The 13103-nt window shown below is 73.5% G+C and carries 14 protein-coding genes and 1 riboswitch; of the genes, 4 read left to right on the forward strand and 10 right to left on the reverse strand.

Going from position 1 to position 13103, the window contains the following annotated elements; translation table 11 throughout:
• Nucleotides 1-445: 445 nt before the first annotated feature.
• Both R6Y94_RS43235 and R6Y94_RS43240 read right to left on the reverse strand, forming a co-directional pair.
• The gene (locus tag R6Y94_RS43235; protein ID WP_318396132.1) at nt 446-1630 is read right to left on the reverse strand and encodes a serine hydrolase domain-containing protein; all 1185 of its coding nucleotides are present in this window, start codon (nt 1628-1630) and stop codon (nt 446-448) included.
• A gap of 261 nt (nt 1631-1891) precedes the next feature.
• The gene (locus R6Y94_RS43240; protein WP_318396131.1) at nt 1892-2158 is read right to left on the reverse strand and encodes a hypothetical protein; all 267 of its coding nucleotides are present in this window, start codon (nt 2156-2158) and stop codon (nt 1892-1894) included.
• 128 nt (nt 2159-2286) lie between these two features.
• Here R6Y94_RS43240 and R6Y94_RS43245 point away from each other — a divergent pair, with 128 nt between their 5' ends.
• The gene (locus tag R6Y94_RS43245) at nt 2287-2763 is read left to right on the forward strand and encodes an ABC transporter permease (RefSeq protein WP_318396130.1); all 477 of its coding nucleotides are present in this window, start codon (nt 2287-2289) and stop codon (nt 2761-2763) included.
• A gap of 294 nt (nt 2764-3057) precedes the next feature.
• A complete protein-coding gene (locus R6Y94_RS43250; RefSeq protein ID WP_318396129.1) occupies nt 3058-4068 on the forward strand; it encodes a DUF5954 family protein in 1011 nt (336 codons plus the stop codon).
• A 256-nt stretch (nt 4069-4324) separates the two neighbouring features.
• Here R6Y94_RS43250 and R6Y94_RS43255 read toward each other — a convergent pair whose 3' ends face one another.
• From R6Y94_RS43255 to R6Y94_RS43265, 3 genes are all read right to left on the reverse strand, one after another.
• Nucleotides 4325-5038 carry a hypothetical protein gene (locus tag R6Y94_RS43255; protein WP_318396128.1) on the reverse strand — a complete coding sequence of 238 codons (714 nt, stop codon included), beginning with the start codon at nt 5036-5038 and terminating at the stop codon, nt 4325-4327.
• A gap of 150 nt (nt 5039-5188) precedes the next feature.
• Nucleotides 5189-7513: a rhamnogalacturonan lyase gene (locus R6Y94_RS43260; protein ID WP_318396127.1), complete on the reverse strand. Its 2325-nt coding sequence runs from the start codon at nt 7511-7513 to the stop codon at nt 5189-5191.
• Between the two features lie 136 nt (nt 7514-7649).
• A complete protein-coding gene (locus R6Y94_RS43265; RefSeq protein WP_318396126.1) occupies nt 7650-8006 on the reverse strand; it encodes a DoxX family protein in 357 nt (118 codons plus the stop codon).
• Nucleotides 8007-8149: 143 nt separating this feature from the next.
• On the opposite strand from R6Y94_RS43265, the gene R6Y94_RS43270 reads away from it, so the two are divergent.
• Nucleotides 8150-9064 carry a sigma-70 family RNA polymerase sigma factor gene (locus R6Y94_RS43270; protein WP_318396125.1) on the forward strand — a complete coding sequence of 305 codons (915 nt, stop codon included), beginning with the start codon at nt 8150-8152 and terminating at the stop codon, nt 9062-9064.
• 26 nt (nt 9065-9090) lie between these two features.
• Here the strand turns inward: R6Y94_RS43270 and R6Y94_RS43275 are convergent, their stop codons facing one another.
• From R6Y94_RS43275 to R6Y94_RS43290, 4 genes are all read right to left on the reverse strand, one after another.
• Entirely contained in the window at nt 9091-9741 is a 651-nt protein-coding gene (locus R6Y94_RS43275; protein WP_318396124.1) for an NADPH-dependent F420 reductase, read from the reverse strand.
• Between the two features lie 168 nt (nt 9742-9909).
• Entirely contained in the window at nt 9910-10533 is a 624-nt protein-coding gene (locus tag R6Y94_RS43280) for a histidine phosphatase family protein (protein ID WP_318396123.1), read from the reverse strand.
• The gene (locus R6Y94_RS43285) at nt 10530-11327 is read right to left on the reverse strand and encodes a CbtA family protein (protein WP_318396122.1); all 798 of its coding nucleotides are present in this window, start codon (nt 11325-11327) and stop codon (nt 10530-10532) included. The genes R6Y94_RS43280 and R6Y94_RS43285 overlap by 4 nt, the downstream gene beginning before the upstream one ends.
• Nucleotides 11328-11340: 13 nt before the next feature.
• Nucleotides 11341-11544 (reverse strand): CbtB domain-containing protein, encoded by a 204-nt coding sequence (locus tag R6Y94_RS43290; protein WP_318396121.1) that lies wholly within the window; start codon nt 11542-11544, stop codon nt 11341-11343.
• Nucleotides 11545-11600: 56 nt separating this feature from the next.
• A riboswitch (cobalamin riboswitch) is annotated at nt 11601-11679 on the reverse strand.
• A gap of 331 nt (nt 11680-12010) precedes the next feature.
• Between R6Y94_RS43290 and R6Y94_RS43295 the strand changes: the two genes are divergently transcribed.
• Nucleotides 12011-12805: a cobalt-precorrin-6A reductase gene (locus R6Y94_RS43295; RefSeq protein WP_318396120.1), complete on the forward strand. Its 795-nt coding sequence runs from the start codon at nt 12011-12013 to the stop codon at nt 12803-12805.
• Here R6Y94_RS43295 and R6Y94_RS43300 read toward each other — a convergent pair.
• A complete protein-coding gene (locus tag R6Y94_RS43300) occupies nt 12796-13101 on the reverse strand; it encodes a hypothetical protein (RefSeq protein ID WP_318396119.1) in 306 nt (101 codons plus the stop codon). The two genes, R6Y94_RS43295 and R6Y94_RS43300, sit on opposite strands and share 10 nt — an antisense overlap.
• Between the last annotated feature and the right edge of the window lie 2 nt (nt 13102-13103).

The following is a 13103-nucleotide window of genomic DNA, read 5'->3' on the forward strand; positions in this document are numbered from 1 at the left end:
ACGGTCGCGGCGGCGGGGGTAGGCGGCAGACCGGCCGTGCGGGGAGCGGTGGGCGGCCGGATCGGTTGCCGGGGTCAGCGCGGTGGAAGTGGTGCCGGTCGGTCGGACCCGGGACGGGTGACCAGCGCGGTCACCGGAGCGGGTCAGACCGGTGCGGGGTATGCCGATCGCATCACCGGCCTCTCCGGACCGAGGTGCACCACCAGCGGGAGGAGCAGCCTGTACAGAAGTTCCGCTTGAGAGTGGAGAACAGAGCAGGGATCTGTTCTGTTTTTGCAGGAGGTTGGCCAAAGGTTACCGGCGTGCTACTGGCTCGTCAACGCTTCCACCCCGATCGATGCCACCTCGGCGGACCGACGCCCGGCCGGACACGCGGCAACCCGCCCCGTGACCGGTGGTCACGGGGCGGGTGGGCACGCCGGCTACCGGCGGTGTCGCGGCGCGGCTACCCCGCGCTGCCGCAGAGCGCGTCCGCCACGATCTCGTCCGCGCGGCGCAGTACGGGCAGTGCCGCCTCGTCCCCGGCCAACTGGGTCGTCAGGGAGAGCACGATCGCCCGCCGGCCGTCGGTGGTGACACCGTTGACGGTGCTCATCCCGGGCACGTCGCCGCCGTGGCTCCAGTAGCCGCCGCAGGTGTTCGGCGCCCACATGATGCCGAGCCCGTAGCGGGCGCCCGGCAGGAAGTCCTGGAAGGTCTCGGCGAGCACGGTACGCCGCATCTCGACCAACTGCGCCGGGGCGAGCAGCCGGCCCTGTTGCAGCGCCTGCCAGAAGCGGACCAGGTCGGACGGGGTGCTGACCAGGTCGCCGGCCGTGTAGGCCATGGTGGTGTTGAACAGGGTGGTGTCGTCCAGCGGCCCGCCCGGCTCCCACTGCTGGTAGCCCCTGGCGTGCGGCCCGGGCAGGTGCGCCCGGTCCCCCGGCGTGGACGTCTCGGTCAGCCGCAGCGGCCGCAGGATGCGGTCCCGCAGTTCGGCCGCCCAGCTCCGGCCGGTCACCCGCTCGATCAGCATCCCGGCCAGAATGTAGTTGGTGTTCGAGTAGTCCCAGCTCGTGCCGGGGGCGAACATCGGCGGGTGCGCCATGGCCAGCGCGACCAGTTCCTCAGGCTCGTAGTGGTCGAACCGGTGCCGGGCGTACCCCTCGGCGGAGGAGAGACCCGGCAGGTCGCGGGTGTAGTTGTAGAGCCCGCTGGTGTGCTGTAGGAGCTGCCGGACGGTGATCCGCCGGCCGTCGTTGCCGTTGCCTGCCACCACGCCGGGCAGCCAGCGCTCGACGGTGTCGTCGAGCCGGAGCCGGCCCTCGCCGACGAGTTGCAGAACGAGTACGGCGGCAAAGGTCTTGGTGTTGCTCCCCATCCGGAAGTACCCGTCCCGGGGTACCGGCGCACCCGTGGTCAGGTCGCGGGTCCCCGCCCGGGCATAGCTGTCGCGTACGCCGTCCCGGGCCAGACCCTGCACGCCGGTGACGCCGAGGGCGTGCAGGTCCGCCACGCCGGTCCGCAGCCATCGTGCACTGTCGACGGACGCCGAAGCGGACGCCGTCGGCGCCACGGCGACGCCGAGCATCGCGGCCACCGCAGCGATGACCACCAGACACCGGGCGCCTCGACTGAGCTTCTTGGACATGTCGGTCTCCTCCCCCTCGACCACCTGGCCCGAGCCTATGAAGTCGGTCGATACCGCCACATCGGTGTTTGCCCGGAGGGGATCTCCCCCGGCCGGCCCGGGGAGGTGGTCGAGCCCACTCTCCCTAAAGCATCCTAGGACGATAGTCATCGTTGGGAATCTCGTTACTCGACTGGCCGTCGACATGGTCACCGCGACTCCGGACGCCGGCGGCCGTGATCCGGATGCCCGGCCCAGCCAACGGCGGCACGGGGCATCGGGCTATTCCACCTCGCGGAGCAGTCGTTCGAGGGCGGTGACGCGGTCGCGGATCTCGGCCAACTGGCCGGTTACCTCTTCGAGACGGCGTTCCGTCTTCTCCTGGGTGGCAACGGCCGTTTCGGCCAGCGCGCGGTACTCCCGTTCCCGGGCCAGGGTCGCCCTGGCCGGCCAGGTGGCGAACGCCTGCCAGATGACCACGACCACCACGGTGGTCGCCAGGGTGAAGATGCCGAGCACCAGCAGCATCGTCCACGCGTCCGAGCCCATCAGCTCGCCCCCTTCGATCGGCTTCGACCGGTCGATTCGTCGTTGGTCGGTTCATCGGCTTCGACGGTGCGTTCGCGGCAGAGTCGCTGGCGGCGCAGCGCGGTTGGTCGCCGGGCGACGTGGTCCGGTTGTCGATCGGGGACCGGCCGGACGTGATCCTCTACACCGCGGACCGGTACATCCGCGAGGAGGCCAGCCAGCTGTCCGGGCTCGTCTGGATGTCGACCGCGTTGCTCGGCCTGTCGATGCTCATCGCCCTGCTCGGCATCGTCAACACTCTTGCGCTGTCGGTCCTGGAACGCACCCGCGAGGTCGGCCTGCTCCGGGCCATCGGGATGCGGCGGCGGAAGGTCCGGGCGATGGTCCGGATCGAGTCGGTGCTGATCGCCGTGGTGGGCGGTGTGCTCGGGATCGGGGTCGGTGCGATGATCGGCGCGATGTTCCAGCATGCCGTGCTCGGTCAGCCGATCCGCGAGACCGCCCTCCCCTGGCCTTCGATCGGCGGGCTGCTCCTGGCCATGGCCGTCGCCGGTGTGCTGGCGGCGGAGTGGCCGGCCCACAACGCCGCCCGCACCGACGTACTGACGGCGATCGGCACACCGTAGAGGGCAGCCGGGACGGGCGCGGGCCGGCGGGCCGGATCACCAGGGGCGCCGCCGGTGGGTAGCCGGTGTCGAACGGTGGCCGCCGCCAGGTCGGCGGCGGCCGTCACATCGAGCCACGTAGATTCTCGCGTGGACGCTGGGGACTGACGAGGAGCCGCGGAGGGCCCGCACGTGCGGGCCCTCCGCTCGCTGTGTCGGCGGCCGACGCTCCCACGCGTCCCCGCCAGCATCTGTACCAACATTGCGGCAGCGCGGAGGGCTGCGCATCGAATACGACCGGGGCACACTGCGTGCATGACCCATCACGGTAGGCAGGTGCCGGATCATCTGCTGATCCGGATAGCGCAACGGAACGATCCGGTGTCGGCGGTCTCCGAGGACGACGCCCGGCGCCGGTCGCTCGCCTATCCGAAGCTGATGTGGGGCGCACCGGTCTTCGGCTACGCCGAGGAGGTGGCGGGCCGGTGGCGGATCCTCAGCCTCAGCGGCGACCAGCCACAGGGCAGCCGGGACGCCCTCGGCTCGTACTTCCGGCGCTTGCTGAGCGAGACACCGGAGACCTCCGGGCACGCGGCCGAGCGGCGGGAATACCAGGAGGCGATCCGGCTGCTCGACTGGGAGGTGGTCGACGACCTCACCGTGTACGGCCGCCGATACCGGATCATCCGCGCCCAGCCGTTCATCCGGATGGGGCCGGACGGACCCGAACCACCCCGGCCCACCGACCCGGATCCGTACCCGCCGGGCAAGACGCGCGACGTGCGGTGCCAGGAGGAGGGCTTCGTCATCGACCCGGCCGCGAGCACCGGTCTCGCCGACGGCCTGCTGCGGATCGAGATGGTCCCCGCGTACTACAAGGCCGGCATCGTCCCGGACGACGTCCGGGCCGACTCCCGCCGGGCGCTGGCCACCCATCCGAACGTGGTGCTGCTGCCGGTCGGCTTCACCATCGGCGAGTACGTGCACGGGAGCTGGCAACCCCGGTCGTTCGCCACGTACCCGACGCCGCAGGCCGCCCGCGACTCGGCGGCCTTCCGGTTCAGTGACATCGTGCCGCACGAAGACGCGTCGCTGGAGGAGATCCGGGCCGCGTACACCCGGGCAATGGAGGAGTTCGAGGCTCCCCGTACGGACGAGTTCGAGATCCGGGGCGTCCGCTGCCGGGTGACCCGGGTGGAGCGGTTCGTCCGGGTCGGCCCGGACGGCCCGGAGGGCCCCCGACCCTCGGACTGGGATCCGGAACCGCCGCCGGAGCTGCACTGCCAGCAACTACGTGAGCAGGGGCTGCTACCCGACCCGGAGTGAGCAGCCGCGGGAAGGTGTGGATCGGGGCCACCGTGTCGGCGGCCGGCGGACGCGGCCAGTCGGGCCGTGCTGGTCGCGGATCACCGCGATCGACCTGCCGCCGGCCGGCACGGCCTGGCGGATTCCGCCGAAGGCCAGCTCCGGCACTCCGCACGCTGTCACGGTCGGGCCACACCTGCGCGACGCGGCTCTACGCCGAGGAAGAGGCCGGACGGCAGCGACGGGACCAGGGGCAGCCCGAAGCCGCCGATCCCCCTCAGACGGTGCTGGGTCGGTCGGCGCGCCGGGGCCGCCGCCGGTACCCGACGACGAGCCCGAGCCCGACGGCCGCCGCGACCAGCAGCGTGCCGGCGACCAGCAGCGCACGCCGGGGCGTGCTCGTCGCCGGTTCCGGGGCGGGCCGGGACCCGGCCGGCCCGGCGGCGGCACTGCGGTCGTCGGCCGGTGCCGGGGCGGCGACCGCCGCGAACGGGTCCCGGTCGGGGTCGACCGGAACCGTCGGCGGCCGGATCGCGCCGGGCCAGTACTTCTCGGTCTGGCCCGGTTGCAGCGGCGCTGGCACGCCGAGCACCGCCATCCCGCCGGGCACGGTGAGGGTACCGATCCGGTAGTCCGCGAACCGGCCCTGTACGGCGGTCACCGTCCAGGCACCGGCGTGCGGTACCGCGACGGCCGCGGCGTAGTGCGCCGGCTCCGGCAGCGCCGACGCTGCGAACGACACCGACGTGCCCTTCCCGTCCACCAGCCGCAGCGCCACCCGGCCGAGATCACCCTCGTAGGGGTGGAAACCGTGCTGGAGCACCCAGAGCCCGACGGTGTAGCCCCGGCCCGGTTCCAGCCGGTCCGGCAGCGGGTCCAGCACGGTGACCGCCCAGTTGCCGGCCCGGGCGGGTGTCGGGACGAGCAGCAGGGTGCCGGCCAGCCCGACCAGGGTCGCGGCGACGGCGGCGAGCAGGCGACGGGTACGCATCGTTGACCACCTCCACCGGGGACGAGCCGCGCCCCCGCCACCTGGTTCCCGGCCCCGTCGGTGGTCCGGGTTTGTCGGAAACGACGGGACCCGGCGCTCCGGGTGGAGCGCCGGGTCCCGTCCCCGGGCCGGCCGGTGAACGGCCGCCGCTCAGCGTCCGGGCAGCGGCACCCGGGACCAGTTGATGTCCGAGCCGAGATAGAAGCTCGGGTACGACGGCTGGTTGTAGGTCGTCTGCTGCCGGGCCACCTCGACCCGGTACTGCGGATCGTGCATCAGCGTGTAGAGCTTGCGGTCGGTCAGCTCGGTACTCAGGTAGATCCGGATCGCCGAACTGTCCACGGTGCGGGTCAGCAACTCCTCGCGCCAGTCGCCGAGGACGTCGGCGACCAGTCCCGGGTTGCCCTTCGTCCCGTTGTTGGTCCGGGTGCCCTCGGCGGTGAGCAGCCGGCCCCGCTGCCAGTCGTCGATGCTCGGGGTCACCTCCCCCGCGCCGTTGACGATCTGGGTGGTCATGTCCGCCGCCCACCGGATGCTCTGGTTGGTGCCGGGGATCACGGTGCCGAGCAGGTCCCCGTCGGCGGTACGCAGCCCCGGCCCGTCCGGCTGGCCGCCGACGACCGTCGCCCAGGTCTCCAGGCCCGGCTCGGCGGGGACGACGTCGCCGACCATGCCACGTCCGGTGTCCACACCGGTGTAGCCGCCGTAGATCACCTCGCCGGTGCGGGCGTCCCGCAGCGCGTAGCCGTACGGCGCACCGGTCGCACCCTCGTGCACCATGAAGATCTCCAGTCCGGGGCGGGCCGGATCGATGTCGGTGACGTGCATCGCGTCGCCGTGCCCGACCTTCGCCCGCGCACCCGGGTTGGCGCTGCCCGGGGGCAGGACGCCGTAGGAGCTGTAGAGCAGGCTGCCGTCGTGGTCGATGGTGGCGCCGCCGTAGACGACCTCCTGCTTTCCGTCGGCGTCCACGTCGGCGACGGACAGCGAGTGCGCACCCTGGGTGGTCAGGGTGCCGTATTCCGGGTCGGTGCCCTCCCGGCCGTGCGGGCCGTCGTTGAACGGGTTGGCCATCGGCACCCAGCCGCTGTCCACGTACCAGTCCTCGCGCAGTCGCCGGCCGTCCCAGCGGTAGGCGACCAACGTGGCGCGGGTGTAGTAGCCCCGGGCGAAGATCGCCGACGGGTGCCGGCCGTCCAGGTAGGCGACCCCGGCGAGGAACCGGTCGACCCGGTTGCCCGGCTCGATCCGGCTCATTGCGTAGTCGCCCCACATCAGCCCGTCGTCGTGCCGGCCGGGCTTGTAGTGGACGGTCTGCAACTCGCGGCCGGTCGCCCCGTCGAAGACGGTCAGGTATTCCGGCCCGTCCACGATGAAGCCCTGGAACGCCCGCAGCGCGTTGCGGGTGCTCCGGGCCGGTGCGTAGACGTCGACGAAGTGCTCGACCAGCGCCTCGGCGTCGGCCCGGGACAGCGGGTAGGCGTACGTCGGGGCGATGCCGAAGGCCTGTTCCAGGGTTGCCGGCCAGTTTCCGGCCCGCACCTCCGGGTGCCGGTGCCAGCCGAGGAAGAGGTCGACGAGCTTCTGCCGGTACTTCTCCGGGCTCAGCCGGTAGTCGTCGGTGTGCGCGTAGCCGGCCCGGACGTCCTCGCGGGGCATCGTGACGTACCGCTCGGAGACGATCCCGCCGTGCCGGTCGTACCGGGTGACCTTGGTGCCGGGGGCGGTCTTGAGCATCATCTCGGCGCGGTTGTCGCCGTCGAAGTCGTAGACCAGGAACTGCGTGTAGTGCGCCCCGGCCCGGATGTTGACGCCGAGCGAGACCCGGTGCAGCAGGGTGCCGTCGAGTTCGTAGGTGTCGAGGTAGACCTCGCCGGTGTAGCCGACCTGGGAGACGTCCTTGGAGTTCGACGGGTCCCACTTGACGACGTACTCGTACCGCCCGTCGCCGTCGACGTCGCCGACGCTCAGGTCGGACGCCGAGTAGGTGTACGCCTCACCGGTCGGGGTCACCCCGTCGGCCGGCTTGCGCAGCGGCAGGTCGCGGTGGCCGTCGGCCCACGCCGTCACCGGTGCGCCCCGGGCGCCGGTCCGGCCCCGGACCACCGCCGCGACCTGGTAGGCGGCGGTGGCGGTGCCGGCCCGGTCGAGATAGTTGGTGCTGTCGGTGACGGCGCCGATCCGTCGCCCGTCCCGGTAGACGGCGAAGTCGGCGCCGGTCAGGCCGGTGCGTCCCCGTCCGGTCGCCTCGGCGCCGAGCAGCCGCCAGCTCAGGAACACCCCGTCGGCGGTGGCGACCGCGACGAGCCCGCGGTCGAGGCGTTCGAGGCGGGGTCCGTGCTTTCCGGCGCCGCCGCCTGGCTGGGCGGAGACCGCCGTCGGACTGCCGACCAGCAACGCGGTCACCGAGAGGCCGGCGACGAGTGCCCGCGACAGTACGGCGAACGCCCGGCCTCGCCTGGTTCGAAATCTCATGGGTCTCCAATGTGGGTACGGCCCGATCCACCGGGTGGGACGATCTGCGACCGGGCTGAAACGATACAATCCACTGAGAATTCTGGATGCCTGGCAGGCTTGTCAAGGTGGTCGCCCGTCCCGGGCGGCGGCACGGTCAGCGCGCGACGGCGACCTCCAGCACCAGGCAGGCGACGGCGAGCGCCAGGAAGCCGCCGGCGTAGCCCAGCGTGCGGAAGACCCGGGCCCGCAGGTGCACGGTGACCGCTCCGACGAAGAAGAGCACCAGGCCGATCGCGGCGGCGAGCCCGACCACCGGCACCCCGAGCAGGCCGAGGAGCAGGCCGGCCGCTCCGGCGGCCTTGAGTGCGGCGAGCGGCGGCAGCCAGGACGGCGGTACGCCCACCTCGGCGGAGTTGGCGAGCACGAACTCGGTCCGGGCCAGGTCGGCGGCGGCGCTCCAGACGCAGACCACAATGGTCAGGACGGCCACCACGACGTACGCGGTCAGCACCGCGCACCTCCGGCCGGGCGGCCGGGGCGGATGACACGGGGCATCATCGGTACTCTCACAGGGTCGGTCTCCTCGGCTCGCACGGGTACGGTCGTCTCGGGCTGGTCACCCCCATGACGTCTGACGCCTGGAGAAGGTGACCCGTGAGCGCCGACCAATCCCTCGCCGACCGGTTCGCCCGCGACCGGGAGCACCTGCGGGCGGTCGCCTACCGCCTGCTCGGTTCGCTGCCCGACGCGGAGGACGCCGTGCAGCAGGCGTGGCTGAAGGCCAGTCAGGCCGACCTGCGTGAGGTGCGCAACCTGACCGGCTGGCTGACCACGGTCACCGCCCGGGAGTGCCTGGACATGCTGCGGGCTCGGCGCCGCCGGGCCGAGGTCGCCCTCCCCGACCCGGAGTTGCCGGACGCGATCCCGGCGGCCTCCCCGGCCCGGACGGCGGAGCAGGAGGTGCTGCTCGCCGAGTCGGTCGGGCTGGCCCTGCTGGTCGTGCTGGACCGGCTCTCGCCGGCGCAGCGGATCGCCTTCGTGCTGCACGACCTCTTCTCGGTACCGTTCGAGGAGGTGGGTCGGGTGCTGGACCGCTCACCGGTGGCGGCGAAGAAGCTCGCGAGTCGGGCCCGGGAGCGGGTGCACGCCCCCGCCCCGCGACAACGGCGGCTCGCCGCCCGGCATCTTCCGCTCGTGGCGGCCTTCCTCGCCGCGTCCCGGGGCGGTGACCTGGAGACCCTGCTCGACCTGCTGGCACCCGACGTCGTACGCCGGGCCGATCCGGCGCTGCTGCCCGCCGGAATGCCGACCGAACTGCGCGGGGCGCGGGCGGTGGCCGAGGAGACCCGGCACTTCGCCGCCCGGGCCCGGATGGGCGGCACCGCCTGGGTCGACGGCACCCCGGGGATCGTGATCGCCCCGCGCGGTCGGCTGATGGCCGCGCTGCGGCTCACCGTCGAAACGGGGCGGATCCGCACCATCGAGGTGATCGGCGACCGGGACCGGCTCGACGCACTCAGCATCGCGGTGGCCGGCGGTGCCGGCCGGGCGCGGGAACACACCTGGTAGTCCCGACCGGGCCGTTGCGGGTCGCGCTATCGGAGTACGCCGCGGACGGCCGTTTCGAACTCGGGGCGGCGCAGCGAGGCACCGAAAACGGGGCCGCCGGGTTCGAGCAGGCGCCCGGCGGCGAGGCTGTCCAGCGGTACGGCGTCGTAACCGATGCGCTCGACGACCTCGGCCACCAGACCCGTCGCCGCCTTGTCGTCGCCGGCCACGCCGAGCGCACGCCGGTCCGGGTCACCCGCCGGCCGGCGTTCCTCCTCGATCTGGTGGTAGCCGGCGTGGTTGAAGGTCTTCACCACCGTCGACCGGTCGAGCCGACGGGCCACGATCTCGCTGCTGCCGTACCGGGGATCTTCGAACATCTCCTGCACGCCGTCGGTCGGCGGCCAGTAGTTCATCGTGTCGACGACGAGCTTGCCGGCGACCATTCCCGGGTCGAAGGCCGGAAACCGGTGCAGCGGGATCGCCAGCACCACGAGGTCGGCGTCCCGTACGGCGTCGGCGGCCCAGCGGGGCTCGGCGCCCGGCACCAGGATCTGGGTGATCAGCGCGATCTTCTCCGGGTCGCCGGAGGCGGCGATCGTGACCCGATGGCCGGCGGCGAGCCCGACCCGGGCGATCACCGGGCCGACGTGTCCGGCGCCGAGCACGGCGATCCGGGGCAGCGACGATCCGCTCATGATCGCGGAGCCCCCGCGCCGACGGGCACCGGACGGGGGCGCTGCCGCAGTAGCAGCAGCACGGCGGGGGCGCGCCGACGGGTCAGGCCGCACCGCTGTGCCCGCACGACCGTCCCCCCATCTCGTTGACGCGTCAAGTATACCTGGGGAACCAGGTCGGCCTGCCGGCTATTCCGGGTCGGCGCCGTCAGCCTCGGCGCCGTGGGGCGGAGCGCCGAGCCGGAGCTGCCAGCCCGGTCCGCGCCCGGTCAGCCGGACCACCGCCAGCGGCGCCACATCCAGCCGCCAGAAGGTGGCAGCCGGCAGTCGCAGCGCCCGGACCAGCGCGGCCCGGATCACCACCGGATGGGTGACGGCGACGATCCGCCCACCCCGGTCACGCTGCCCGGTCAGCCATCGGTCAACCCGGTCGAGCAGCGCCTCGACGGACTCGCCGCCGTGCGGGGCGGCGTCCGGCGCGCCGAGCCAGTCCCGCAAAGCGTCGGGCTCCCGGGCGCCGACCTCGGCCAGCGGCAGTCCGGTCCACCGGCCGTAGTCGCAGTCGGCCAGCGCGGACACGGCGGTGGGCCGCAGGCCGAGCGCGTACGCGGTCTGCCGGCCCGCCTCGGCGGGAGTACTGAGGCAGGCGTCGATCTGGCCGAACGGCCCGCGCCGACCCGGCCCGGTGCGGGCCAGCGCGCGGGCCGCCGCCAGGCCGGCGGGGTCCAGGCTGTCGTCGCCACCGCCGAACACCGCCCGCCGCAGCGCGGCGGTGTGGGCGTGCGCGACCAGGTGCAGCCTGGTCGGGCTCACCGTCCGGCCGGGGCCTCGGCACCGGCCGGCGGACCGGCGGACCGCTCTGGTCCACTGTCGACGGACGGCGGCCGGTCCCGGCCCCGCCAGCCGAGCAGCACGGCGAAGAGCAGGCCGATCCCGGTCCAGAGCACCACCTGGGTGCCCAGGGAGGCGAGCCGGAACTCCCACAGCAGGGTCGCCGGGAAGTCGCCCGGCACCTCCGCGAACGACGGCAGCACGGTGTAGGCGACCGCCGTGACCAGCAGGAACGCGCCGACCGCCGCAGCGGCCCGCAGCGCGTCCGAGGCGTGCGGGGATATCGAGCGGTGCGCCAGGGCCGCGGCCCAGACGGCCACCAGGCCGAGCAGCACCAGCAGCAGGTAACTGCCGGTCCGCTGGTCGATGGTGTCCGGGTTGCCGACCGCCGGCGGGTTCGCCGGATACTTGCCGAACGGTACGACGACCGCGCCGAGCAGCGCCGCGCCGGCCAGCAGCAGCGCCGCCCGGCCGTCGTCGGAACTGCGGAGTCGACGGCGCAGCAGGACGTACCCGGTGGCGAGCAGGCCGCCCATCGCGGCGCCGAACAGCCCGGTGGCCAGGAACAGTCCGGCGCGCTGACCGTCGCGCCCGACCAACTCCTCGGCGTGGTGGTCGGCCCCGACCTCGGGTGCGGAGTGGGTCGCCCGTTCCTCGATCGCGATCGCGGCATCGATCCGCGGCTCGCCGACGAGGTAGGCGAAGGTCCCGGCGATCAGACCGGCGACCAGGCCTGCGAGCAGGCCACGCAGCAGTACGGACAGGAACGTCGGCACGGCGGGAAGTCGATCAGTGGCAGGGGACGCCGAGCAGGTGCCGGCCGTCGTGCATCAGCTCGTGCAGGTACATGCCGCTGCGCGAGACGGCCCCCTGGTCGAACGCGACCAGGTAGGTCAGCAGGGCGAGCACGGCCACGACGGCGAGGGCCGTCCACAGTAGCCGGGCGGAGACCACCGGGTGACTGAGCGGACGGGCCGGGACAGGGCTGGACATGCGTGTGAGACCTCCTCGGGGATGACGCGTCCCCGTCGACAGGCTGCGACGACCGAGCGTCCTGGCTCGCGGGCCCCCGACCGGGGTCGGGACCGCTCACAGTGGCGCGACCGCGCCGGACTCTCACCGGCTTCCCTCGTACCGCCGCAGATGGCCAGTCGACCGTAGCCGGGCGGTACCCGCCGGTCAACCGGGACACCGGCCGGGCAGCGGGGCCGGACCCGGCCGTACGCCGCACCGCCGGATCCGCCGACCGGGGGACCCGCTCCGGCGACCGGCACGGAGCCTGCTCCGACGACCGGCACGGAGTCTCAACCGGCGGGCGGCAGGCGGCAGGCCAGCGACCGGCAGGCGGCAGGCCGGTGCCGGCGATCGGCAGGCCGGCGACCGGCCGCTCGGGTGTCGGAGGTCACCACCCGGCGACCGCCCGGTTGTCCCGGCCGGAGCCGGCCGTTACCGTCGCGCCGTGACGACCCGGGTGCTGCTGCTCGGCGGCACCGCCGAGGCGCGGGAGCTGGCCGCCGCACTGGTCGGGCGCCCCGACACCGTGGTGGTCTCCTCGCTGGCCGGCCGGGTCGCCGATCCCCGGCTGCCGGACGGCGAGGTACGGATCGGCGGGTTCGGTGGACCGGCCGGCCTCGCCCGCTGGCTGGCCGAGCACCGGGTCGACGTACTCGTCGACGCCACACACCCGTACGCGGCGCGGATCAGGTCGTCGGCCGTCCGGGCGGCCGAGACGACCGGGGTGCCGTACCTGCGGTTGGAGCGTCCTGGCTGGACGGCGGGTCCCGGGGACCGGTGGCACCGGGTGCCCGATCTCGCCGCCGCCGCCGAGCTGCTGCCCCGGCTGGGCCGGCGGGCCTTCGTCACCACCGGCCGGCAGGGACTGGGCGCCTTCCTGCACCTGACCGGCACCTGGCTGCTGGTCCGGGTGGTCGACGAGCCGACGGTCCCGTTGCCGGACAACGTCACCCTGCTGCGCGACCGGGGCCCTTACCAGGTGGCGTCGGAGCGCGAACTGCTGACGGCGCACCGGATCGAGGTGCTGGTCAGCAAGGACAGCGGCGGGACGTACACGATGGCGAAGCTGGCCGCCGCCCGCGAGCTGGGGCTGCCCGTGGTGCTGGTGGAGCGGCCGGCGCCGATCGCCCTGCCGGCGACGGTCACCGAGGTGCCCGCGGCGCTGGCCTGGCTGGAGACGGCGCTGCCGCGCCGGGCGATCGGCGGACCGCCCGGCGCATCGTCAGCGGCTCACGGGTAGTACTGGACGTACAGGTAGCTCGTCCACCAGCCGTTGTCCCGACACTGGTACGCCTTGTACGCCCCGAAGGCCACGCCGATCTGTCCCGTCCGGTTGCAGATCTCCCAGCCCTCCTCGAACGGGAAGGTCGTCCATTGGTCAATCGGCCCCTCCCACTCGTCGGCGGTCGCCGAGACCACCGGCCCGGCCACGCCGGTCCGCTCGGCGGCCACGGCCGCTCCGCCGGACCCGAGTCCACCGGCGAGCAGCGCGCCGGTGGCCGCGAGGGTCATCGCGGCCCTCCAGAACATCCTCATCT

It is taken from the genome of Plantactinospora sp. KLBMP9567 (assembly GCF_033446045.1).
Lineage (GTDB): Bacteria > Actinomycetota > Actinomycetes > Mycobacteriales > Micromonosporaceae > Plantactinospora.